Source organism: Arthrobacter sp. HY1533 (assembly GCF_027568515.1).
Taxonomy (GTDB): domain Bacteria; phylum Actinomycetota; class Actinomycetes; order Actinomycetales; family Micrococcaceae; genus Specibacter.
Genome location: NZ_JANKZF010000016.1, coordinates 47,333 through 70,183 on the forward strand (window position 1 = coordinate 47,333; position 22,851 = coordinate 70,183).

Here is a 22,851-nt window from a genome sequence, read left to right on the forward strand (position 1 = left end):
GGCTACTCGGCGGAGGCGGCGGGTGCGGCGGGTGCGGAAGCGGCGGGGGCCGGGGTGCCCGCGGAGGGGGCACCGGCGTCGTGCTTGCCGGCGGCGGAGGTCTGTGCGAACGGGTTCTCGCCAAAGCGCTTCTGCAGTTCCTGCCAGCCGGCTGACGCTGCCGAGCGCTCGGCTTCCTTCTTGGAGGGGCCCGTACCGGTACCGTACTCCGTGCCGCCGATCAGCAGGACGGCTGAGAATGTCCGGTTGTGGTCGGGGCCGGTGCCGGTGATGTCGTAGGCAATGGTGCCGAGGCTGCGCACTGAGGCAATTTCCTGGATGTTTGTTTTCCAGTCAGTGCCGGCGCCGAGGACGGCGGAATCGGCAAGCAGAGGGCCAACCAGGCGCATGACCAGCTGGCGGGCTGTCTCGATGCCGTGGGTGAGGTAGGTTGCGCCGAAGAGGGCTTCCATGGTGTCGGCCAGGATGGAGTCTTTGTTGCGGCCCTTGGTGAGGCGCTCCCCCTGGCCCAGGTAGATGAATTCGCCCACACCGAGCCCGCGGGCAATCGAGGCGAGGGCGCGGGTGGAGACCACGGCGGAGCGGCGCTTGGCCAGCTCACCCTCGGGAAGCGAGGGGTTGTCGCGGTAGAGGGCGTCGGTGACGGAGAAGCCCAGGATGGAGTCGCCCAGGAATTCGAGGCGCTCGTTGGTGGGGATGCCACCGTTTTCGTACGCGTAGGAACGGTGTGTCAGGGCAAGACGAAGCGTCCCGGCATCAATAGTGACACCGAGACGCTTCATGAGCAGGATCTGTCCGTCCGTGAGCTTCGGTGAGGGAAGTTCTGCGGACATGGCACTCCTGCTAAATATTAAACAATTCGACAAAGACCTGTTGGCCCCTGCGGACGTCTTAGACGTCGGCTACCTTGCGGCCCTTGTATTCAAGGAACAGCGCGGTGCCGGCAGCGTCGGTGACGACCTTGGCCTGGTGCGGCAGGCTGTAGACAACCTGGCCGTTTTCGATGGTCTTGACCAGAGCAGGCGCGGTGGCCTTCCACTGGGAACGGCGTGCACGCGTATTGGCACGGGACATCTTCCGCTTGGGAACAGCCACGGCAAACTCTTTTCTCTCGATAACTTACGAACTGAGTGTCCGTAAGTAAAACTTTTTGCTAGTTTTCTTCGCCGGCAAAGCCCTGTAGGGCAGCCCATCGAGGATCAACGACCTCGTGATGGTGCCCCGGCTCATCTGCAAGGTGTATTCCGCATTCGGAACACAGACCCTCACAGTCTTCCCGGCACACCGGCTGGAACGGCAGGGCGGTTACCACTGCGTCCCGCAACACCGGTTCAAGATCGATAGAATCGTGCTCGACCCAACGTTGCTCATCTTCGTCTTCCGCAAGCATGTCCGCGGACGGCTGCTCGTAGAAGAAAAGTTCTTGCACATTGACTTCAAGGTCATCCTCGAAGGTCTCCAGGCATCGGGAGCACTGGCCTGTCACATCGACAAGCACATTGCCCGAAACCAGAATTCCTTCATGAACGGCCTCAAAACGGAGTTCCACATCCAAAATGGATCCGGGCGTCACGCCAATGAGCGGAGTGCCAAAATCTTCCGGCACAGGTACATGCTCTTCGAACTTCCACATGCTGCCCGGGCTGCGCCCGAGCTCCCTGACACCAACGGTGAGGGGCGTGCCATGGTTGGACTTGTTGCCCAACGTGGTTTCGCTAATGAGAACTCCTGTAAGAACATATGACCGACGCACCATCTTAGCCCGAAAGCTTGCGGGCATCAAAACGTGCGGTGCCGGACCAAATTGGCCTCATCCAGTCTACGACAATTGCCTGCCCCGCGGCGACCCCATTGGCGCGTGCCGGGCGTGATGTAACTCTCAGCTGCTCTTTGTGTTGATGTTCGACGCCGGACACGCCGGTTTTCGTCCCACGACGGCCCGCCTGGCGCACCTATGCGCCACACCCGGCTCAGGTGGTGCGCAGGAACACTTATGCGCAGTACTTGCACCCGGGTTGCGCGCAGGGCGGATGGCAAAAAGGCCCAAGCGCAGGTGTGGTTGACAGCTATTTCCGCGGCGGGACGACTGTCACGGGCCGGGTGTCCGGGCCAACATCACCCTGCAGCCGGCGCAGCACGGCGCGCGGCACAAAGTCGGCCACGTCCCCGCCCAGGGTGTGGACTTCCTTGATCAGGGTCGAGGAGAGGTGCAGGTAGCGGCTGTCGCCGGGCAGGAACACGGTCTCCACCCCGGAGAGCTGCCGGTTCATGGTGGCCATGGGCAGTTCGTAGTCGAAGTCGGAGGAGGAACGGAGCCCCTTGACAATGGCCGACACCCCGCGGGCATGGCAGTACTCCGAGAGCAGCCCCTCCCCCATGGGCTCAACAACAATTCCGGACAAAGCGGAGAAGGTGTTGGCGGCCATCTCGAGCCGCTCGTTGAGCGAGAACCGGTACTTCTTGGCGTAGTTTGTGGAGACCGCCACAATGACCTCGTCAAAGAGTCCCGCCGCTCGGGCAATCACTTCAATGTGGCCCTTGTGGATGGGGTCAAAGGATCCGGGGCAAACGGCGCGTCGCATACCCACGAATGTAGCCCACTGAAGGCCCCGGTTCCACTGCATTTGCCCGTTTTGGACGCCTTCTTTGAACTACCGGCCAGTAGCTGGCGCGTGGCATGACACGGGGCCGGCCAGGGGCCCGCTAGGGCTTGGCTGCCCATGGCCGGTAACGTTGCCCGGGTACCCGCACTACAAAAAGGAGCACCCATGAGCACGCCCTGGCACCGGACCGCGCAAGGCGCCAACCTGTTGGGCCCGGACGGCTCCCTCGGCGTGACCATTTTCGAGGAAATCACTACCCTGGCAAACCACCACCAGGCCATCAACCTGGGCCAGGGCTTCCCCGACGAGGACGGCCCTGCCGAGCTCAGCCGCCTCGCACAGCAGGCCATTGCCGCCGGCAACAACCAGTACGCACCGGGCAAGGGCATCCTGGACCTCCGCCAGGCAGTGGCCGAGCACCAGCAGCGCTTCTACGGCCTCACGCTGGATCCGGAAACCGAGGTCATCATCACCACGGGCGCCACCGAAGCAATTGCCGCCGCCGTGCTGGCCCTGACCGGACCCGGGGACGAGGTGCTGACCTTTGAGCCGTTCTACGATTCCTACGGCGCCATGATTGGCCTCTCCGGCGCAAGGCACACCACCGCCGCGCTCCTGGCCCCCGACTTCATGCCGGACCTGACCACGCTGGAGGACAGCTTCAGCCCGCGCACCAAGATGGTCATCCTGAACAACCCGCACAACCCCACGGGCGCCATGTTCCCGGAAAAGGTGTTGGCCGAGGTGGTCCGCCTGGCCATCAAGTACGACGCCGTCATCCTCACCGACGAGGTCTATGAGCACCTCACGTTTGGTCCCCGGCACATACCCGTGGCCACGCTGCCCGGCGCCGCCGACCGGACGCTCACCATTTCCTCCGCCGGCAAGACGTTTTCCTTCACGGGCTGGAAGATCGGCTGGCTGTCCGGGCCCGCGGAACTGGTTGCTGCGGCGCGCACCGTCAAGCAGTTCCTGAGCTACTCCTCCGGCACCCCGTTCCAGGGCGCGATCGCCGCGGGCCTGCGCATGGAGGACAGCTTCTTCACCGATGCTGCAGCAACGCTGGCCCACAAGCGGGACATCCTGGCCGACGGGTTGCGCGCGGCCGGCCTGGACGTCTACCTGCCGCAGGGCACCTACTTCATCAACGCGGACACCTCCGCGCTGGGCATCACCGACGCCACGGCCCTGGCCCGCAAGCTGCCCGAACTGATCGGCGTGGCGGCCATCCCGGTCCCCGTGTTCTGCCACCCCGAGGGGGCCCGGCGCACCCGCTCGCTGCTGCGCTTTGCCTTCTGCAAGCAGGTCCCGCTGCTGGAGCAGGCAGCCGAACGCCTGGCCACCTTGAAGGACAGGATCTGATGGCCAACCCCAGCCGCTTCCTGCGCACCAGCGGAGTCCATGCAACCGTGGAGCCCGACCCGTGGCACCCCGACGCCTTTGTGCTGAGCATTGACGGTGCCGAGCAGTCCCACGTGAACCTTGCCAAGCCCCAGGAGGTGTTTTATGAATACCTGCGCCGCATAGCCAACGCCATTGACCTGCTCAAGCCGCCCGGTGAGCCTGTCACGGCCCTGCACCTGGGCGCCGGCGCGCTGACCCTGGCCCGGTACATCCAGGCCACCCGCCCCGGCTCCGTCCAGCATGCCGTGGAACTGGAACGCGAACTGCTGGACTTTGTGCTGGAACAGCTTCCCCTGCCTGAGGGGAGCGAGTTGACCAGCCATGTGGGCGACGCCCGGGAGGAACTGGCCGGGCTGCCGGCGGAACTGAAGTTCGACGTCGTCATCCTGGACATTTTCAGCGGCCCCGAGGCGCCGGCCCACCTGGCCTGCGCGGACTTCTACCGCGAGGCCGCGGCAGTGCTGGCGCCGGGCGGGCTCCTGGCCGTCAACGTGGGTGACGAGCCCGGCTTCACCCTGGTCCGGAGCCAGACGGCTGCCATGCAGGAGGCCATGGGCAGCGTGGCGGCATATGGCACAAGCATGCTTTTCAGCCGCCGCTACCCGGGCAACATCATCCTGCTGGGCACGGACGGTGCGTGGCCGGCCGGCTGGGCTCAGGCCCTCGTGGCGGCCGGGCCGCACCCGGCAACCGTGCTGACAGGAGTGGAGCTGGACGACCTCACGGGGTGACGCCCCACGGGAATCCTAGGCGTCAAGCAGGGCCAGCACATCGGCGCTGGAGAACTCCACCGGCTCACCCAGGGCGATGGAGGCGTAGGCCGCCTCAGCCAGCGCAACGGCCATGACGCCGTCGTGCGGGGTGACGCGGGATGCCTCCCCCGACGCCCTGGCCGCGGCAAACTCGGCAAGCTGCAGGGTGTAGGGGCTACTCGCGGGCGTCTGCGCGGGCAGGTAGTCGCCCGGCGCGTTCTCCCCGGCAGGGTCCGCTGCGGCCACCTCCGGCCATGAATACAGCGACATGCCATCCGCGGCCTCGATGCCAATGCTGGTGCTGAAGGGCTTGCCATCCGGGCCCCACTCCCCCGACAGCCGGCTCACGGCACCGTTTTCATGCGTCAGGACCACCGTGGCGCTGACGGGGCGCGGCACCACGCCATCCACGGTGGGCGGGTCCTGCACGGCGTGGACCCGCAGCACCTCGCCGGCGAGCCAGCGGGCCTGGTCGATGTCGTGGATCATCTGGTCGCGGATGATCCCGCCGCCCACGGTTTCGTCAAAGAACCAGGATCCTGCCGCGGGCGCCGCGCTGGCGCGGCTGAGCCGCAGCACGGCCGGGGCTGCACTAGTCTCGAGTGCATGGTGGGCCGCAAGGTATTCGGGGAAGAAGCGGACCACGTGGGCGGGAAAGAGCCGCACACCGGCGTCGGCCGCCGCCTTGGCGATGTCCGCCGCACGCGCCGCGTTCTCGGCCAGCGGCTTCTCGCAGACAATGTCCTTGCCGGCGGCGATCGCGGCCATGGCATAGCCGTGATGCGTGGTGGTGGGCGTGAGGATGCAGATGACGTCGGATGCCTCCAGCAGCTCCTGGAGGGTGGCCGCCTCGGCAACACCGTATTTCTGCACCAGGTGGGCTGCGCCGGAGCGCGAGTACACGCTGACCTGGGCGCCCAGCTGCTGCCAGCCGGTGATGTGTACGCCGGCAATGCCACCGGCGCCGATGAGGCCTACTCGCAGCTGGGTCACAAAACATCCTTCGGGGCAGGGAACTGGGGAATCAACCCAACCCTACTGTGGGCGCACCCCCGGGCGGCAAGCGTTACGGCAGCGCCCCGCCGCCGTCCCCGCCCCGGGAATGCGACAGGAAATCTGGCAGCGCCTCAACATAGACCGTCTGCGGCGGGTCCAGGTACATGACAAGCACCCGCCCGCCCACGGCAAACACGCTGCTGCCGTCGTAGGGGCGGGCCAGGTAGGCGGCCGTTCCGCCCCTGACCTCCAGCATCACCTCGCCCAGGGTGCCCGGACCGACCTCCCCCGTGACCCGGCCGATCTTCCCCGTCAGGCTCCTGTCCAGGTCCCTACGCATGCGGCGGCTCCTTCGCCGGTGCCGGCTTCGCGTTGGCGGCGTGCCCGTCCCGGAGCGCGGCTGTCAGGGCGGGCAGGTAGTTGCCCACCTGGGACAGGATGCCGCCCACCATGTTGTTGATGCCTTCGCCGCCGTTGAGGACCGTCAGCTGGCCCACGTGGGCAAAAGGTTCGGCGGCCGCTGCCACGATGGCAGGCATGTTTTCGGCCAGCTGCTGGGAGATGACGGCTTCCTGGTTGGCGCCGAGGGCCTCCGCGCGGGCCTTGATGCCGTCGGCCTCGGCCAGTGCCCTGGCCTTGATGGACGACGCTGTTGCCTCCCCGCGCGCTTTCGTTGCCGCCGCCTCGGCCTCGCCCGTGACCCGGGTGGCTCCCGCCGTGGCTGCGGCCGCGGTCGCGTTGGCCTGCGCCTCCAGCTCGGTCTTGCGGGCCCGCGCCTCGGCTGCGCTGATGTCGGCGGCCTTCTGCGCCTCCGCCTCGGTGCGTTGTGCGTAGGCCTTGGCGTCGGCAGGCTTGCGGACGGAGGTTTGGAGCTTCTGCTCCTCCCTGTCCGCCTCCAGCTTGGCCACCTCGGTTTCCTGGACCACCACCTGCTGGCGTGCCGTGGCGTCGGCCAGCGGGCCGGCCTGGGCTGCATTGGCCCTGGCTGTTTCGGCGTTCGCCTGGGCGGCGGACTGCTTGATCGCGGAAATGCTTTGGGCGTCGGCAATCAGGGACGCGGCCTCGGCCTCCTTTTCGGAGGCCTCCCTGTTTCGGGTGGCCTCGGCGATCCTGGCCTCCATCTGGACCTGGGCAATGTGCGGCTTGGCCAGGTTTTGGATGTACCCGGTGGGGTCCTCAAGGTCCTTGATCTGGAGGGAATCGACCACCAGCCCCAGCTTCTCCATTTCAACGCCGCTGGCGCTGCACACCTGGGATGCCAGCTTGTCGCGCTCCCTGATGATTTCCTCCATGGTCATGCTGCCAATGATGGAGCGCAGGTGCCCCTCAAAGACGTTGTAGACCTGGCTTTCCATTTTGGGCTGCTGGCCAAGGAAGCGGCGGGCGGCGTTGGCAATGAACGGCGTGGAATCGCCGATCTTGAAGATGACAACGCCCTGCACCACCACCTGGATGCCCTGGGAGGTGACGCAGTTGACCTGGAGCTCGGTTTCGTTCAGGGTCAGCGACAAGGTCCTGACGGTCTGCAGGCCGGGGATGACAAAGGCGCCCTTGCCGGTGACGATCTTGAAGTCCATGCCGTCGGTTGTGCCGGCACTGCCGCGGGTAAACCCGGAGATGATGAGGGCCTCGTTGGGTTCGGCCACCTGCCACATCAATTTCACAGCGCCGCGGACCACCAGGACGGCGATGGCCACGGCAACAATCACAACAAGCAACGGTATGAACGGGAGAAGGTATTGCATGACCGGAGTCCTTCCAAAAGTGGATCGGTCGCAGCGGTGGACCTCTCCCCTCCGGGGACAATCTCAACGGCCTGTGTATGAAGTTGCGGGCCAAACCATGGCAGGCACCGTTCCATGAGGGGCCCAAGTTCAAAAATACTCGCCTTTTCCCCGCATGGCCTGTGAATCCTGCGGCTACTGTCCCGAGGGCTCGGCGAACCACAGGCGTGTTTCGCCGTACTTCTTCTCGGCAAAGCGGTCCAGGCCGGCCGGCCATGTTGGCTCCGGCGTGCGGGAGGAGCGTTCCACCACCACCACGGCGTAGGGGCTAAGCCGCGGCGCAAGCAGGTCAAGGACCAGCGACAGTTCTGTTTCGGTCAACGGGTAGGGCGGGTCCATGAAGACCAGGTCCCACTGGTCCACGCCGGCGTCGGCCACCCGGGCCAGGAACGTCTCCACGCGGGAGCGCTGCACCGTGACCACCTTGGAGCCAACAGTCTTGTTGACCAGCTCAGCGTTGCGCTGGCACACGGCGGCTGCCTTGTCGTTGAACTCCACGAGCTCCACGGACTTGGCGCCGCGGCTGGCGCTTTCCACCCCGAGCGAGCCGGAACCGGCGTACAGGTCAAGGACCCTGGTTCCGGCCAGCATGTTCATGGATTCAAGGCGTGAGAACAAGGCTTCCTTGACCCGGTCCGTGGTGGGGCGGGTGCCGTCGCCCGGCACGGAGACCAGCGGGCTGCCGCCGGCGGCCCCGGCAATGATCCGGCTCATGCCCGGGCCCCCGCTTCATGTGCTGCGGAGTTTCTAGCCACGTTCAAGGAATGCCTCATTCTTTTCTGTCACGTACATGTCAATTTCCATCTTGAGGGCCGGATGCAGCAGCAGCTGCGGGTCCGCATCAACAATAGCCGTGGCGTCGGCCCTGGCCCGTTCAATGAGTGCCTCGTCCCGCAGCACGCTGAGCATGCGCAGGCCGCTGTTTCCGCCCGACTGCCGGGCGCCGAGGATGTCGCCCTCGCGCCGCATGTCAAGGTCGTCCCTGGCGAGGGCAAAGCCGTCATTCGTGGCGGCGACTGCTTCCAGGCGCTTGCGGCTGGGGTGCCCCGGTTCCAGCCCCGTCACCAGCAGGCAAGTGCCCTGGTTGCCGCCACGGCCCACGCGTCCGCGCAGCTGGTGCAGCTGGGACATGCCGAAGCGGTCAGAATCCATGATGACCATGAGCGAGGCATTGTGCACGTCCACGCCCACCTCGATGACCGTGGTGGCCACCAGGACGTCGATCTCGCCCGCGGCGAAGTCGGCCATGGTGGCCTGCTTTTGCGCCGAGTCCATGCGCCCGTGCAGGAACTCAACGCGTTTCCCGGCAAGCGCCGGATGGCCCTGCAGGTACTGGGCCACCTCGAGCACCCCGGCCATGGCGCGCGGTTCCCCGCCGGCTGTGGAACCGAATTTCTCCAGGGGTTCGAACAAGGCGCCAGCCTCCAGCTGAGAGCCCCCCTCGTCGTCGCCGATCTTGGGGCAGACCACGTAGACCTGGCGCCCGGAGTCCACTTCTTCACGGGTGCGTGCCCAGACCCGCGGCTCCCACGAGGGGTGCTCCGCCAGCGGGGCCACATGGGTCACGATGGGTGTGCGGCCAGCAGGAAGCTCGGTCAGCTCGGACACTTCCAGGTCGCCAAAAACCGTCATGGCCACGGTGCGCGGGATGGGCGTGGCCGTCATGACCAGCAGGTGCGGGGGCTTGAGGGCCTTGGCGCGCAGGGCATCGCGCTGCTCCACGCCAAAGCGGTGCTGCTCGTCCACCACGATCAGGCCCAGGTCGGCAAACTGCACATTCTCCGATAAAAGCGCGTGCGTGCCAATAACGATGCCGGCCTCGCCGGAGGCCGCCGCCAGCATGGCCTTCTTGCGCGCGGCAACTGGCATGGACCCGGTCAGGAGGGTGACGGCCGTGGCGTGCGGGCCGCCCAGCATGGTGCCCTGGCCCAGCGGGCCTAGCAGGGCCGAGATGGACTGGAGGTGCTGCTGCGCAAGGACCTCGGTGGGGGCCAGGAAGGCTGCCTGCCCGCCGGCGTCGACCACCTGGAGCATGGCGCGCAGGGCTATGACCGTCTTGCCGGAGCCCACCTCGCCCTGGAGCAGGCGGTGCATGGGGTGCGCGCCGGCAATCTCGGCGGCCACCAGTGTGCCGATCTGCTCCTGCCCGGCGGTCAGGGTGTAGGGCAGCTGGGCGTCGAAAGCGTCCAGCAGGCCGCCCTGCACGGGGGCGCGGCCCGTGGCGTCCTGCTGCATGGACTCGTAGCGTTTCTGGGCCAGGGCCGTCTGTAGTGCAAGTGCCTCCTGAAAGCGGAAGCGCTTGCGGGCGCGCGGCCACGTGTCCATGGTCGAGGGCTGGTGGATCTCCTCGTAGGCCTCGGACAATGCCATGAGACGTTCCCGCTTGGCGATGGCCGCCGGCACGGGGTCGGGCATCTGGGCCAGGTCCAGGACGGGCAGCAGCATGTGGATCAGCTTCTGGCTGTGCCAGCTGGGGAAGTTGGCCGTTGCCGGGTAGACGGGAACCGGCTTGGATGCCTGGATCTCCACCTCAAGCTCGGCGAACTCGTCGTCGGGCATCAGGGAATAGCCGGGGTTGGTCAGCACCTTGTGGTCCTGGAAGGAGCCCACCTTCCCGGAAAACATGGCCAGGACGCCCGGCTGGAGATCCCGCCTTGCCTGGAAGCCGTTGAAGAAGCTGATGACCAGGGAACTGGGGCGGCCGGAATTGTCCGTGATGACCACGTCGCTGATGCTGCCGGCGCGCCGCTGCATTTGGCGGGTGCTCAGCTTCACCACGCGGGCCAGGATGGTGACGTCCTCGCCCACCTCCAGCTGGTCCAGGTCCGTCAGCTCGCCGCGGGGAATGTAGCGGCGGGGGAACTGGTGGATCATGCCCCCCACAGTGGTAATTTCCAGTGCCTTGGCCACCTTCGTGGCCGAGGACTTGCCCACCAGCCGCGACAGATCCTGGTCCAGCGCGTGGTAAGGCTGTGCCGGCCCGGGCGCGGGGTTGCTAGAGGAGGTCATGGGCGTCCTCTGCTGCGTGTGCGGTCAGGGCCGAAATGCTCACGTTGCTGGGATCACCCACAGCCTGGATCGCATCCAATGCCACGGCGGCCGTGGGCACATGGACGTGGAGGCGCCACGGGTAGGCGCCCATGGCGTCTGCCTGCTCGGAGACAGCGCTCATGATGACCGAATCCCCCAGGCTGTCCAGCTCCAGGCGCAGCCCGGCGGCCGCGAGCGGGGTGAGGGTGATGGAGCACATGACTTCGACACCTTCCTGCTCGGGCATGTCCAGGGCAATGTTGGGGTCCTGGACCTTGTAGCCGGAGAGCCCGTCCAACAGGTCCTCCTGCATGGGGTCGCCCAGGATGACGGAGCGCAGGCAGTCCAGGATGAGCAGCAGGCCCACGCCGCCGGCATCCACCACGTGCGCGTCGGTCAGGACGCCCAGCTGGGATTCGGTCAGCACCACGGCCTCGCGGGCCGCGGCGACGGCGCCGTCAATGGTCTCGGCCAGGGCCAGGTTGGATTCATCCCCGTGCAGATTGGACTCCACGGACGCGGCGCCGCGGGCTGCCGCCTCGAGCACGGAGAGGATGGTGCCGGGCATGGGCTCGCTCAGCGCGCTCCAGGCCCGCAGCTGGGCACGGTGCAGTGCGGCAGCCAGCAAGGGGCCGTTGAGGCGCTGGGCGCCGAGCAGGGGTTCGGCCATGGCGGCGACGGCCACGGCCACGAGGGTGCCGGAATTTCCGCGGGCCTGCTCCATGGCGGCCCGGCCGGCAATGGACAGGGTGGCGCCCACGTCGGTGGGGTCGGATTCGGCCACTGCGTGGGCGGCCGCGCGGACCGTCAGGTACAGGTTGGTGCCCGTGTCCGCGTCTGCCACCGGGTAGATGTTGATGGCATTGAGGCGGTCGCTGTGGTTGGCCAGTGTTTGTTCGGCCATGGCCAGCCAACGGCGAACCACGGGTGCAGTTGCGGTGATCTTAGACTGCAAAGTGATCCCATCCCAGGGCGCCCTCGAGGGCACCTTTTACGTTCTGTCCATCCACCGTCACGGGCTCGCGGCCTGCTTCCGGGGACACTACTGAGCCTATCCCAATGAAGCCTTCCGGGAGTGTTGCGCCCGCCGGGAATGTGGATAACAGGCCGTGGTCCTCCCCGCCTGTGAGCACCCATTCCAGCGGATTTTTGCCCAGCGCCGCGGCGGTGTCCCCCAGCTTGGCAGCCAGCCCCGCCAGGACCGCGCCGTCCAGGTCAAGGCCCGCACCGCTGGCCCCGGCAATGCGGGTGGCGTCGCGCAGCAGGCCGTCGGAAATGTCCATCATGGATGTTGCGCCGGCCTTGGCTGCGGCGGGCCCGGCAGCCAGCGGCGGCTCGGGCCGTGCGAACAGTGCCGCGGCGGCGGCCATGGCGGGGGTCTGTGCAGCGGGGACAATGGAGCTCTCCTGCACGGCCCAGCCGGCGGCAGAAACCCCAACGTTCCCGCAGACAGCCACCTGGTCGCCCACGCGGGCGCCGCTGCGCAGCACGGGGTCCAGGCCCTCGAGGGAACCGGTGACGGCCACCGTGACAACAATTTCACTGCCGCCGGACAGGTCCCCGCCGGCGATCGAGCACTGGGGCGCACCGAGCGCAACTGTTGCCGCGCTCAGGCCCTCGGCGAACTCCTCAACCCAGCGCACCGGCGTCGTGCCCGGCAGGGTGAGGCTGACAACCATGGCGGTGGCGACGGCGCCCATGGCATTGATGTCGCTGAGGTTCTGTGCGGCTGCCTTCCAGCCCACGTCATGGCCGGAGGATGCGGTGCCGTTGGGCCAGAGAAGGCGGAAGTCGCGGTCCTGCACCTGGGTGTCGATCGAGATGACGGTGCGGGAGTCGGGTGCGGCGATGATGGCGGCGTCGTCCCCGGGGCCCAGGAGTGTGGTGGTGCCGGCGTTCAGGCGCGGGAAAATCCGTGCCAGGAGCTCGGATTCGGAGAGTTGGGCCACGGTGAGGGTCATGCTTCAACCGTAGCGGAGGCGTGCGACATTGCTGGTGCCGGGCGGCCTGGACTGCATCAGGCGAGAGCGCGCAGGAACGCCACGGTGTCCGCGGCCACCCGGTCCGGGCATTCCCAGAGGACCAGGTGCCCCACGCCGTCGTAGACCTTCAGCACTGCGCCGTCGAGCTTCTCCAGCAGGGCGTCCTGCTGCGAGCGCGGTAGGACGTTGTCCGCGCCGCCCCAAAGGACCAGGGTGGGCGCCCCGATGGACCCCGCCTCCGTGGGCGGGATGGCGGCACACAGCCCGGCCATGATGTTTTTCCAGGCGTGCGCCGGCATGGCGGTCCCGTCCCGCACCCGGTCCTCGAGAAACCACTGCGGGATGTGGTGCAGCAAGGGAAACCAGGCGAGCGATGCCCTGACCCAGTCCTCCGAAATGGGGTCGGCCAGGGCCTCGACTTCTGCCGCCATGCCGGGCCTGCCGTTGAGGGTCTGCGGTGCACCGACCAGGACAAGTCCCGCCACCATCCCGGGGTGCATGACGGCCAGCTGCTGCGCCACATAGCCGCCGCTGGAGGAACCCAGGACAAAGGCGCGCGGCACGCCGAGGGCGGAAAGGATGGCTGCGGCGTCTTCGGCCTGCCCGGCCAGCGAATATCCGCCGTCGGGCTTGTCTGCCCCGCCCTGCCCGCGCAGGTCCGGCGCAAGGATGCGGAAACCGCGCAACAGGGGCACCAGGCGGTCAAAGCTGCGGCCGGACTCACCCCACGCGTGCAGCAGCAACAGTGGCGGAGCACCGGGGTCGCCCACCTCGAGGCACGGGACGGTGATACCGGTCCCCAGCTCCAGCCTCCTGACAGCGGATTCCATGCAAACAGGCTACGCCTGCGGCCTGCCGGGCGCCCGCGGCGGTGCTAGTCTCCCAGCATGACGAGTTCACCGCGCCGCTACACCATGAACCACAGCTGGGTGTGGGGGCCTGACAACCCCCTGCTGGAGAAGGCGGCAAGCCTGGAAATGGAGCTCAGCGGCGCAGACGAGTCACAGCTTGGGCCGCTGCTGGACGGGTGGCTGGCAGGGCTCAGTCTCGACCCCGACACCGGCCACTACTTCTGGGGCGGCTGGAGCGTGGAGGTGGTGGCCCGGGGCGGCGGATCGGCGTCTATGGTGTTCACCTCCGGCGGGCAGGACGTGGCCGAGTCCCTGGAACACGGCGTCGACACTTTCTTTGAACAAGTACTTGAGCCGCTCTCAATGGGCAGGGTGGAGTGGACCGAACTGCCGCTGCGCTGAACACAGCGGCGACGGTGGCGCGGGTCACTTGCCCCGGGCGTCCGTGCCTGACAGGCTGAACCCAATGACTATCAAAGAGCGCTACCTGCAGGCCTACGACGAACAACTCCGCACCGAGGCTGAAACGCCCAGTGCGCTCAGCGTGACACTGCTGGGTCCCCTGCGCCTGGCCACGTTTGCCGGCGGGCTCGGCTTCATCACCTACCGGGACCTGGGCGGCGCCCAGGCCGCGGACATGCCAGCCCTGGTGTCCGGCGCCCTGGAGCACTACCGGGCCGATCCCGGGATCGAAAAGGTTGAGTGGAAGGTCCGCCTGCACGACGACTCCCCCGGTCTGCCGGAGGCCCTGGTGGCGCACGGCTTTTCCGCTGAGGAGGCCGAATCCATCATGGTGGGACCGTTGGAGGGCCTGTGCGCCGATGTTCCCGAGCCCGACGGCGTGGTGCTGAGAAAGGTCACCTCCGACGCCGATGTGCGGGCCATGAGCGCCATGGCCGATGAAGCCTTCGGCGAGGCAGTCGACATGCGCCAGGCCGATGCCCTGATCGCCAGGCTTGCCCGCAACGACGGCATGGAACTCTGGGTGGCCGAGATTGACGGACAAATGGTCAGTTGCGGACGGCTCGAACCCGTCCCGGACTCCGACTTTGCCGGCATCTGGGGCGGCGCCACTCTGGAGGCCTTCCGGGGCCGCGGCATCTACCGCGCCCTGACCGCCGCCCGGGCCCGCTCCGCCATGGCCCAGGGCAAGACGCTGGTCCACAGCGATTCGTCCGAATTTTCACGCCCGATCCTGGAACGCTCGGGCCTGCTGAAGGTCTCCACCACCGTCCCGTACTTCTGGCGCCGCTAAACCACTACGCCGGCCTGGCCGTGACGTCGCATTCGTTGCCCTCCACATCGCCTCAGGTGGGCAACGAATGCGACGTCACGGACTAGGACCCCTCTGTTGCCAATTCCTTGAAACCGTGGAGGGTGCCCGTGGCGAAGCCGATGGTCACCGGTTCCGGGGTGCCGCAGCAGCCGGACTCTGCAACGGGAGCAGGCTCCGCACCGCAGCCGGTGGGTTCGGGCTCCGCGCCGCAGCCGCCTGCCGCAGAGGCCGGGGCTGCAGCCGGGGCGTCGCAGGAACCGGCAAGGTCGGTGGAACAGACACCGGTTTCGGGCAGCTCCAGCTCAACAGCATCTGCCGCCGCGCGGTCCCCGGCCAACGCCGCTGCGATGGAGCGAACCTGCTCGTAGCCCGTGGCCATCAAGAACGTGGGTGCACGGCCGTAGCTCTTCATGCCCACAATGTAGAAACCTTGTTCCGGGTGGGCCAGGACGCGTTCGCCGTGGGCCTCCACTGTTCCGCAACTGTGGAACTCGGGGTCGATCAATGGCCCCAGTGCCCGCGGTGCCTCAACGTCGGGGTCCAGGCCCAGGCGCAGTTCGGCCAGGGGCGCCAGGTCGGGGCGGAAGCCCGTTGCCGGCACCACGAGATCTGCGGCCAGGCTGCGCCCGTCGGCAAGGTTCAACAGCAGCTGCTCGCCCTGTTCCATGGAGGCAACGGCAACGTTTTCGACAATCGTGATGTCGCCGTTTTCCACGAGCCGGCGCAGGCTGGAGCCCAGTTGCCCGCGGGCCGGGAGCTCGTCCGCGGCACCTCCGCCATACAACCGGACCGGGTTGGCAGTGCCGCGTAGTCCCCACAGCACGGTTGTGCCAGGTTCCTGCTGGCGCAGCCGGCCCAGGCTGATCAGGGTGTTTGCGGCCGAGTGCCCGGCGCCAAGCACCAAGACGGTCTTCCCGGCAAAGCGCTCGCGTTCGGCGCCCAGGACATCGGGCAGGGGTGAGGTAACCACACCGGCTGCCCGGGCCTCGGACTCACCGATGGCCTCGATGCCTGAGCGGCCCACGGGGTTGGGGGTGTTCCACGTTCCCGAGGCGTCGATGACGGCCCGGGCAACCATGTCCCGGGGACCCGCGGCGGTGTCGGCCCGCACCAGGAACAACGACTCGCCTCGCCCAGCGGTGCGGGTCTTGTCCACCCCGGCCCCGTCTTCGTCGATTCGGCTGACATTGGTGACGTGGTGGCCGTAGCTGATCCTGCCTGCGAGCGCAGGGTGGGCAGCGAGCGGCTCAAGGTACTCATCGACCATTTCTGCACCCGTGGGCAGGCGGGTTTCGCGCGGTGCCTGCCAGCCGCCGTCGTACCCGGGAACACGGGTCTCCAGCAGGCGGCGGGCCGCGGCGTCGATGTTGTAGCGCCACGTGGAGAACAGCTTGATGTGGCCCCACTCGCCCATGGCGGCGCCGGCACTGTCGCCTGCTTCGAGGATGCGGACGTCCTGCCCTCGCTCGATGAGCTGGGCGGCGGCTGCCAGGCCAATGGGTCCGGCGCCGATGATGATTACGGGGTGTTGGGAATTCATGGTGTTGCAGCTCCTGGTGTGGATGGAAGTGTTACGCGGCGCCTGGCAGCAGTTCGGAGATGAGCGTTTCGATGCGGGCACGGATCTCGTCGCGGATGGGCCGTACAGCCTCCACGCCCTGGCCGGCCGGATCCGCCAGTTCCCAGTCCTCGTAGCGCTTGCCGGGGAAGATCGGGCAGGTGTCGCCGCAGCCCATGGTGATGACGACGTCGGATTCCTGGACGGCCGCCGTCGTGAGGATCTTCGGGACCTCGGCTGACATGTCGATGCCCACCTCCGCCATGGCGGCCACGGCAGCGGGGTTCACGGAGTCGGCGGGGGCGGATCCGGCGGAGCGGACTTCGATCTGTCCGGCCGAGAGGTTGCCCAGGAAGGCGGCTGCCATTTGCGAGCGCCCGGCGTTGTGGACACAGACGAACAGGACGGAGGGCTTGGGGTTGCTCATGCGGAGGCCTTTCGATTGGGGAGGGCAGGGCGGGTGAAGAACTTGCGGGACCACAGGGCCACATAGACCAGGGCAACCAGGACGGGCACCTCGATGAGCGGGCCCACCACGCCGGCCAGCGCCTGGCCACTGGTGACGCCGAAGGTTGCAATGGACACGGCAATGGCGAGCTCAAAGTTGTTGCCGGCGGCGGTGAACGCCAGCGTCGTGGTGCGGGCGTAGCCCATCTTCAGGGTCCAGCCAATCACCATGGACGCGCCAAACACCACCACGAAGTAGACCAGCAGGGGCAGGGCAATGCGCACCACGGAGAGCGGCTGGGCCAGGATGGCGTCACCCTGCAGCGCGAACAGCAGAACAATGGTGAACAGCAACCCGTACAGCGCCCACGGCCCGATCCGGGGAAGGAATGAGCCCTCGTACCAGTCACGGCCCCTGGCCCTCTCCCCCAGCGTGCGGCTCAGGTATCCGGCCAGCAGCGGGACGCCCAGGAACACCAGCACTGAGAGCGTGATGGCCCAGAAGGAGAAGTCGGCACTGGTGGTAGGCAGTCCCAGCCATGACGGCAGCAGTTGCAAGTAGAACCAGCCCAGCGTACCGAAGGCGACCACCTGGAAGACCGAGTTGACTGCCACCAGCACTGCCGCAGCCTCACGGTCGCCGCAGGCAAGGTCGTTCCAGATGAACACCATGGCGATGCAGCGTGCCAGCCCCACAATAATGAGCCCTGTCCGGTACTCCGGGAGGTCCGCCAGGAAGATCCACGCCAGCACAAACATGAATGCCGGCGCCAGCAACCAGTTGATCACCAGGGAGGTGACCATCAACTTCCTGTCGCGGAGCACGTTGCCGGTCTCGTTGTAGCGGACCTTGGCCAGGACCGGGTACATCATGACCAAAAGTCCCACGGCGATGGGCAGCGACACTCCTGCCACCTGGATGGCTCCCACCACCTCGCCCAATTGCGGGACAAGGGCGCCCAGCCCCAGGCCAAGCGCCATGGCGGCCAGGATCCAGAGGGCCAGGTATCGGTCCAGGGTGGACAGCTTGGCTGTCAGTTGGCCCGTATCCGCAGATGCGGCGGTGGTGGTGGTCACGGCGAGTGTTCTCCCAGTTCATACATCGACGACTTTCGATGTTTCGAGTATGGTTGAATATATTGAAGATTGTCAATCTCCCGTGGGGGAGTCGATGGAGAGGCGTGCAAAGGCAATGACCACACAGCTCGCAACAGACGGCGGCGTCCAGGTGGACGAAGCATGCGCCACGAACACGGGTGACGGCTGCTGCGTTCCGGCAAAGGGCGCGGACATCCTGCAGCCCGGTGATGCCACGGCGCTCGCAGCCCGCTTCAAGGCAATTGCCGACCCCAACCGGCTGCGGATTCTTTCAATTGTCTCCTCCAGCCCCGAGGCCGAGACCTGTGTCTGCGACATCACCGAGCCACTGGACCTTGGCCAACCCACGGTTTCGCACCACCTAAAGATCCTGGTGGAGGCAGGGATGCTCACCAGGGAAAAACGGGGCGTGTGGGCCTACTACTCCCTGGTGCCCGGCGCGCTCGAATCCCTGGCTGCCACCCTGTTGCCGGAGGTGAAGCCGTGAACGCCGAACCACGGGCAACGCGCCCGGCCTTCTTGTTTGTCTGCATCAAAAATGGCGGCAAGTCCCAGATGGCCGCCGGGCTCATGAACCTTGAAGCCGGCGCGGACATCACAGTCACCTCCGCAGGCACCCACCCAGGAAAGGCCGTCAACGCCTTGTCCGCCGAGGTCCTGCTGGATCTGGGCGTGGACATCAGGGACGAGAAAACCAAGTTGCTGACGAAGGACGCCATGCGGGCCGCCGGCCACGTGGTGGTGCTGGGCACCGAGGCGCACGTTCCCGCCGTCGACGGCGTCACGGTGGAAGTGTGGGAAACAGACGAACCCAGCCTGCGTGGCATCGAGGGACGGGCCCGCATGGAGCTGGTCCGCGATGACATCCACGCACGCGTCAAAGACCTCAAGCAGCGCCTGCTGGCCGCCGGCTGAGCTGACTGTGCCGCTCCCGCAAAGGTTCGCCGTAAAGCGTGGCTATGTGGTCACCGGCCTCGGCGTGGGGCAAATCCTCTCGTGGGGGTCCACGTACTACCTGCTGGCCGTGCTCGCGGGCCCAATCGCGACGGACACCGGCTGGACCAATTCCCTGGTGGTGTCCGGCGTGTCGGTGGCGCTTGTGATCGCCGGCTTGGGCTCGCCGCGGGTCGGATCCCTCGTGGCCGGCAACCGCGGACGGGCCGTCCTGGTCACGTGCGCCCTTCTTTTGGCACTTGGACTGGCAACGCTGGCGCTCGCCCCCAACCAGTGGGTCTACCTGGGCGCGTGGGCAATCCTGGGCCTCGGCATGAGCGGCGGCCTCTACAGCGGGGCATTCGCGGTGCTGGGCCACACGTACGGGGTGTCGGCACGGTCCACCATCACCATGTTGACGCTGTTCGGCGGATTCGCCAGCACCATTTGCTGGCCACTGAGCTCCTTGCTGGTCAATGAGTTGGGCTGGCGGGGAACCGCCTTCATCTACGCCGCAGCGCACCTGCTGATCACCGCGCCCCTCTATGCCCTGACGGTCCCCCGGAAGCCGGAGGCGCCGGCTCCTGATGCAACGCCGCATGCAACGTCTACGGCGGTCCGGCCCGGCTCCATCGGCGTCGGCGCTGCACGGCCCGCTGCACCCCGATGGCCCGTCATCGCGTTGGTCGCCGTAATCTCCACGCTGTGCACGTCAATTGCCGCGTTGATGTCGGTCCACATGTTCTCGCTGCTGGCGGGCATCGGCATTGCCGGGGCGGCCGCCGTGGTGCTTGCCTCAACCATTGGACCGTCGCAGGTGGGCGCCCGGTTGATCGAGCTGCTCATCGGCCGCAGGCACCACCCGCTGTGGACCATGCTGGCGGCAACCCTGGCCATGGCCTTGGGCATCACGTTTCTGGGTGCGGGAATCTTGGCGCCTGCGGTTCTGGTGATCGTCTACGGAATCGGCATCGGGCTGACATCGATTGCCAACGGCACCGTTCCCTTGGCAATTTTTGGCCGGGAGAACTATGCGCGCATCATGGGGCGCATCGGTTTGCCGTCGCTTCTGGGCCAGGCGGCCGCACCCATCGTGGGCTCGCTGCTCATCCACAAGCTGGGCCCCAGCGACACGCTGGTGGTCCTGGGGCTGGCGTCGCTTCTCGCATTCGGCCTGGCCGTCTGGCTGCTGCTTCTCCAGCGCCGAGGCCACAGGCCTGCGGCGCTTGGGCCCGGAATGAAAAATGACGCCGATACGGCCTTGCGCCGGTGACAATTCACCAGCGCAAGGCCGTATCGGCGTCGTTCTTGTGTAACTGGGGGGCCTACTGCTCCTGCATGGGGATGCGCACGCCGCGCTCGGCGGCGACGTCGAGCGCACGGTCATAGCCGGCGTCGGCGTGGCGGATGACGCCCATGCCGGGGTCGTTGGTCAGCAGACGCTGCAGCTTCTCGGCTGCCAACGGGGTGCCATCGGCGACGGAGACTTGGCCGGCGTGGATGGAGCGGCCGATGCCGACGCCGCCGCCGTGGTGCAGGGAAACCCAGGTGGCGCCCGAGGCGGTGTTGAGCATGGCGTTCAGCAGCGGCCAGTCGGCGATGGCGTCGGAGCCGTCCTTCATGGACTCGGTTTCGCGGTACGGCGAGGCAACGGAGCCGGAGTCGAGGTGGTCGCGGCCAATGACGATGGGAGCCTTGACCTTGCCGTCGGCAACGAGCTGGTTGAACAGCACGCCGGCCTTGGCGCGTTCGCCGTAGCCGAGCCAGCAGATGCGTGCCGGGAGGCCTTCGAATTCAACGTGTTCCTGGGCGGCGTCAAGCCAGCGGTGCAGGTGCTCGTTCTCGGGGAAGAGTTCCTTCAGGGCTTCGTCGGTGACGCGGATGTCCTCGGGGTCGCCGGAGAGGGCGACCCAGCGGAACGGGCCAAGGCCTTCGCAGAACAGCGGGCGAATGTAGGCCGGGACAAAGCCGGGGAATTCGAACGCGCGGTCATAGCCGCCCTTGCGGGCCTCGTCGCGAATGGAGTTGCCGTAGTCGAACACCTCGGAGCCGGCGTCCTGGAATTCCACCATGGCCTGGACGTGGCGGGCCATCGCGTTCTGTGACTTCTTGGTGAAGCCCTCGGGGTCGGCCTCGGACTCGGCCACCCACTGGTCGACCGAGAATTCGGTGGGCAAGTAGGAGAGGGGATCGTGCGCGCTGGTCTGGTCGGTGACAATGTCAACGGTGAACTCGCCGGCCTTGTGGCGGCGCAGGATTTCCGGGAACACCTCGGCGGCGTTGCCGACGACACCCACGGAGAGCGGGGTCTTGGAGGCCTTGGCCTCGAGGACGCGGGCCAGGGCGGTGTCCAGGTCGGGGGCCAGCTCGTCCAGGTAGCGCTTGCCCACGCGGCGCTGCAGGCGCTCGGCGGAAACGTCGACGATGAGGCAGGCGCCGCCGTTGAGGGTGACGGCCAGCGGCTGTGCGCCGCCCATGCCGCCGCAGCCGCCGGTCAGGGTCAGGGTGCCGGCCAGGGTGCCGCCGAAGCGCTTCTCGCCAATGGCGGCGAAGGTCTCGAAGGTGCCCTGCAGAATGCCCTGGGTGCCGATGTAGATCCAGGAGCCGGCCGTCATCTGGCCGTACATCATCAGGCCCTCAGCCTCGAGCTTGCGGAATTCGGGCCAGGTGGCCCAGTCGCCCACCAGGTTGGAGTTGGCCAACAGCACGCGCGGTGCCCACACGTTGGTGCGGAAGACACCCACGGGCTTGCCGGACTGCACCAGGAGGGTCTCGTCGTCGTCGAGCGTCTTGAGCGTGGCAACAATGGCATCGTAGGCCTCCCACGAGCGGGCTGCGCGGCCGGTGCCGCCGTAGACAACCAGGTCCTCGGGGCGCTCGGCAACCTCGGGGTCAAGGTTGTTCATGAGCATGCGCAGGGGCGCCTCGGTCTGCCACGACTTCGCGGCGAGGTCGGTGCCGCGGGCTGCGCGGATGGTGCGGGAGGGGTCATGCATCGTTGCCATGAGGGGTCCTTAGCTGTGGGTACGTTGAGGCGGGATCGCCCGGCTCGTTTGCCTATGTATCCATCAAAGCCCCGGCGGGCAGCCATTCCTAGGGGTTCGCGATTTGGGCTGTCTGTGATCCAAGACAATCCGGACGTGGGGTGCGCCGGCTGGAGGCAAGCCCGAGCGCTGGCACCGCTCGCACGGCTATTGACTGCGATGCACGACATGACACTTCACATGCCACGGAGAATTTCTCCCAAAGGAAAACCAAAAGTCGATGCATATTGAATAAAGTCCGAGATGACGGCCAAGAAAACCGCAACTATTTCCCCAGACTGGCCGAGAGATGCTCCAAGCTACAGAATTCTTGGTCTCCAGAGAGTGCATTCAGCAGCACCGCCTCCCAATTGTTCACCGAACTGACGGAGACGATCGAATCGGCAAGAAATCTCAAGTAATCCGAAACTGCAGAAAAGCCGCCATTCGAAAAGACCACTTTCAGCATCCTATTTTGCCTATTGATATGTGAGGCCGCACGTTTGCCATACCTCTCCAGGAGATGAAAATGCTCAAACATGACTTTTATACAAGTCGTCGCATCCTCATCTATTGAATTATCAAATTCTAGATCAAAATGAAAACTAATGGATCCAGATTTCTCGATAACGCATTTCGCGGTCAAATACTGAGAATGGTTAAAATTGCTAAAATAGGGATGCAAATATAGTGCGGTGCCATCTTTTCCGTATCGAGCACTCTTGAAATGATTGCAACGATGGCAAGATGGAATCAAATTGGAAAGATGAATTGAAAATTCAGGCCAACGATTTTTCGGCAAAAAATGATCAATTTCTATGCAGTCGTCCATGTCGCAATACGGGCACTCAACGCGAAGCAAAAGGTCACCCCTCAGGTCAGGGAATAACGCCTTGCCCGAATCGAGATTGGAATAAAAAGCCCAAAAGACCTTCTTTTGCTCGTCTGACAAATCAATAGGCTGTAAGGACGAAGCAGTGGCTCCGAGGCGGTCATACTCGGAATACTTGATACCCACACTGTTAAGAAGTATATTGACTTTCGCTTGATCCAATGAATCCAGCAGAGAATAGTGAGATTGAAGGTATCCAAATGAATCTGCGTGGATCACAGC

The 22,851-nt window shown here is 66.1% G+C and carries 24 protein-coding genes; 7 read left to right on the forward strand and 17 right to left on the reverse strand.

Annotation, left to right across the window (positions count from 1 at the left end; translation table 11 throughout):
• Nucleotides 1-2 precede the first annotated feature (2 nt).
• From rnc to coaD, 4 genes are all read right to left on the reverse strand, one after another.
• The gene (gene rnc / locus PCK14_RS12850) at nt 3-833 is read right to left on the reverse strand and encodes a ribonuclease III (RefSeq protein WP_269938901.1); all 831 of its coding nucleotides are present in this window, start codon (nt 831-833) and stop codon (nt 3-5) included.
• A gap of 58 nt (nt 834-891) precedes the next feature.
• Nucleotides 892-1,095: a 50S ribosomal protein L32 gene (gene rpmF, locus PCK14_RS12855; RefSeq protein WP_269938902.1), complete on the reverse strand. Its 204-nt coding sequence runs from the start codon at nt 1,093-1,095 to the stop codon at nt 892-894.
• 58 nt (nt 1,096-1,153) lie between these two features.
• Nucleotides 1,154-1,633, reverse strand: coding sequence for a YceD family protein (locus tag PCK14_RS12860; RefSeq protein WP_269938962.1), 480 nt, complete (start codon nt 1,631-1,633; stop codon nt 1,154-1,156).
• A gap of 433 nt (nt 1,634-2,066) precedes the next feature.
• The gene (gene coaD / locus PCK14_RS12865) at nt 2,067-2,582 is read right to left on the reverse strand and encodes a pantetheine-phosphate adenylyltransferase (RefSeq protein WP_269938903.1); all 516 of its coding nucleotides are present in this window, start codon (nt 2,580-2,582) and stop codon (nt 2,067-2,069) included.
• A 186-nt stretch (nt 2,583-2,768) separates the two neighbouring features.
• Here coaD and PCK14_RS12870 point away from each other — a divergent pair, with 186 nt between their 5' ends.
• Nucleotides 2,769-3,965: an aminotransferase class I/II-fold pyridoxal phosphate-dependent enzyme gene (locus PCK14_RS12870; protein ID WP_269938904.1), complete on the forward strand. Its 1,197-nt coding sequence runs from the start codon at nt 2,769-2,771 to the stop codon at nt 3,963-3,965.
• Complete coding sequence (locus PCK14_RS12875; RefSeq protein WP_269938905.1) at nt 3,965-4,738, forward strand: spermidine synthase; 774 nt, start codon at nt 3,965-3,967, stop codon at nt 4,736-4,738. The genes PCK14_RS12870 and PCK14_RS12875 overlap by 1 nt, the downstream gene beginning before the upstream one ends.
• A 15-nt stretch (nt 4,739-4,753) precedes the next feature.
• Here PCK14_RS12875 and PCK14_RS12880 read toward each other — a convergent pair whose 3' ends face one another.
• The 8 genes from PCK14_RS12880 to PCK14_RS12915 form a co-directional block, all read right to left on the reverse strand.
• On the reverse strand, nt 4,754-5,752 hold the full coding sequence (locus tag PCK14_RS12880) for a Gfo/Idh/MocA family protein (RefSeq protein WP_269938906.1): 999 nt from the start codon (nt 5,750-5,752) through the stop codon (nt 4,754-4,756).
• Between the two features lie 73 nt (nt 5,753-5,825).
• Nucleotides 5,826-6,095 carry a hypothetical protein gene (locus PCK14_RS12885; RefSeq protein ID WP_269938907.1) on the reverse strand — a complete coding sequence of 90 codons (270 nt, stop codon included), beginning with the start codon at nt 6,093-6,095 and terminating at the stop codon, nt 5,826-5,828.
• Nucleotides 6,088-7,500: a flotillin family protein gene (locus PCK14_RS12890; RefSeq protein ID WP_269938908.1), complete on the reverse strand. Its 1,413-nt coding sequence runs from the start codon at nt 7,498-7,500 to the stop codon at nt 6,088-6,090. Before PCK14_RS12890 ends, PCK14_RS12885 begins: the two co-directional genes overlap by 8 nt.
• Before the next feature lie 174 nt (nt 7,501-7,674).
• Nucleotides 7,675-8,253: a 16S rRNA (guanine(966)-N(2))-methyltransferase RsmD gene (rsmD, locus tag PCK14_RS12895; RefSeq protein ID WP_269938909.1), complete on the reverse strand. Its 579-nt coding sequence runs from the start codon at nt 8,251-8,253 to the stop codon at nt 7,675-7,677.
• Nucleotides 8,254-8,286: 33 nt separating this feature from the next.
• The gene (locus tag PCK14_RS12900; RefSeq protein ID WP_269938910.1) at nt 8,287-10,548 is read right to left on the reverse strand and encodes an ATP-dependent DNA helicase RecG; all 2,262 of its coding nucleotides are present in this window, start codon (nt 10,546-10,548) and stop codon (nt 8,287-8,289) included.
• On the reverse strand, nt 10,535-11,473 hold the full coding sequence (locus PCK14_RS12905; protein WP_269938911.1) for a DAK2 domain-containing protein: 939 nt from the start codon (nt 11,471-11,473) through the stop codon (nt 10,535-10,537). The genes PCK14_RS12900 and PCK14_RS12905 overlap by 14 nt, the downstream gene beginning before the upstream one ends.
• Nucleotides 11,474-11,513: 40 nt before the next feature.
• Nucleotides 11,514-12,530, reverse strand: coding sequence for a thiamine-phosphate kinase (gene thiL / locus PCK14_RS12910; protein WP_269938912.1), 1,017 nt, complete (start codon nt 12,528-12,530; stop codon nt 11,514-11,516).
• 56 nt (nt 12,531-12,586) lie between these two features.
• Entirely contained in the window at nt 12,587-13,381 is a 795-nt protein-coding gene (locus PCK14_RS12915) for an alpha/beta fold hydrolase (RefSeq protein WP_269938913.1), read from the reverse strand.
• 57 nt (nt 13,382-13,438) lie between these two features.
• Here PCK14_RS12915 and PCK14_RS12920 point away from each other — a divergent pair, with 57 nt between their 5' ends.
• Both PCK14_RS12920 and PCK14_RS12925 read left to right on the forward strand, forming a co-directional pair.
• Nucleotides 13,439-13,804, forward strand: coding sequence for a hypothetical protein (locus PCK14_RS12920; protein ID WP_269938914.1), 366 nt, complete (start codon nt 13,439-13,441; stop codon nt 13,802-13,804).
• A gap of 64 nt (nt 13,805-13,868) precedes the next feature.
• Nucleotides 13,869-14,657 (forward strand): GNAT family N-acetyltransferase, encoded by a 789-nt coding sequence (locus tag PCK14_RS12925; protein WP_269938915.1) that lies wholly within the window; start codon nt 13,869-13,871, stop codon nt 14,655-14,657.
• 82 nt (nt 14,658-14,739) lie between these two features.
• Here the strand turns inward: PCK14_RS12925 and PCK14_RS12930 are convergent, their stop codons facing one another.
• Genes PCK14_RS12930 through arsB form a run of 3 tightly spaced genes read right to left on the reverse strand, consistent with a single transcriptional unit; the run spans nt 14,740 to nt 17,760 of the window.
• Nucleotides 14,740-16,218: an FAD-dependent oxidoreductase gene (locus PCK14_RS12930; RefSeq protein ID WP_269938916.1), complete on the reverse strand. Its 1,479-nt coding sequence runs from the start codon at nt 16,216-16,218 to the stop codon at nt 14,740-14,742.
• A gap of 31 nt (nt 16,219-16,249) precedes the next feature.
• The gene (locus PCK14_RS12935; RefSeq protein WP_269938917.1) at nt 16,250-16,663 is read right to left on the reverse strand and encodes an arsenate reductase ArsC; all 414 of its coding nucleotides are present in this window, start codon (nt 16,661-16,663) and stop codon (nt 16,250-16,252) included.
• The gene (gene arsB, locus PCK14_RS12940) at nt 16,660-17,760 is read right to left on the reverse strand and encodes an ACR3 family arsenite efflux transporter (RefSeq protein WP_269938918.1); all 1,101 of its coding nucleotides are present in this window, start codon (nt 17,758-17,760) and stop codon (nt 16,660-16,662) included. Before arsB ends, PCK14_RS12935 begins: the two co-directional genes overlap by 4 nt.
• Before the next feature lie 115 nt (nt 17,761-17,875).
• Between arsB and PCK14_RS12945 the strand changes: the two genes are divergently transcribed.
• From PCK14_RS12945 to PCK14_RS12955, 3 genes are read left to right on the forward strand one after another with little or no spacing between them, the layout of a single operon-like run.
• Nucleotides 17,876-18,268: an ArsR/SmtB family transcription factor gene (locus tag PCK14_RS12945; RefSeq protein ID WP_269938919.1), complete on the forward strand. Its 393-nt coding sequence runs from the start codon at nt 17,876-17,878 to the stop codon at nt 18,266-18,268.
• The gene (locus tag PCK14_RS12950; protein WP_333474358.1) at nt 18,265-18,696 is read left to right on the forward strand and encodes an arsenate-mycothiol transferase ArsC; all 432 of its coding nucleotides are present in this window, start codon (nt 18,265-18,267) and stop codon (nt 18,694-18,696) included. Before PCK14_RS12945 ends, PCK14_RS12950 begins: the two co-directional genes overlap by 4 nt.
• Nucleotides 18,641-19,987, forward strand: coding sequence for an MFS transporter (locus PCK14_RS12955; protein ID WP_269938920.1), 1,347 nt, complete (start codon nt 18,641-18,643; stop codon nt 19,985-19,987). The genes PCK14_RS12950 and PCK14_RS12955 overlap by 56 nt, the downstream gene beginning before the upstream one ends.
• Before the next feature lie 52 nt (nt 19,988-20,039).
• Here PCK14_RS12955 and hutU read toward each other — a convergent pair whose 3' ends face one another.
• On the reverse strand, nt 20,040-21,719 hold the full coding sequence (hutU, locus tag PCK14_RS12960; protein ID WP_269938921.1) for a urocanate hydratase: 1,680 nt from the start codon (nt 21,717-21,719) through the stop codon (nt 20,040-20,042).
• Nucleotides 21,720-22,023: 304 nt separating this feature from the next.
• Nucleotides 22,024-22,755 carry a hypothetical protein gene (locus PCK14_RS12965; RefSeq protein ID WP_269938922.1) on the reverse strand — a complete coding sequence of 244 codons (732 nt, stop codon included), beginning with the start codon at nt 22,753-22,755 and terminating at the stop codon, nt 22,024-22,026.
• Nucleotides 22,756-22,851: the final 96 nt, after the last annotated feature.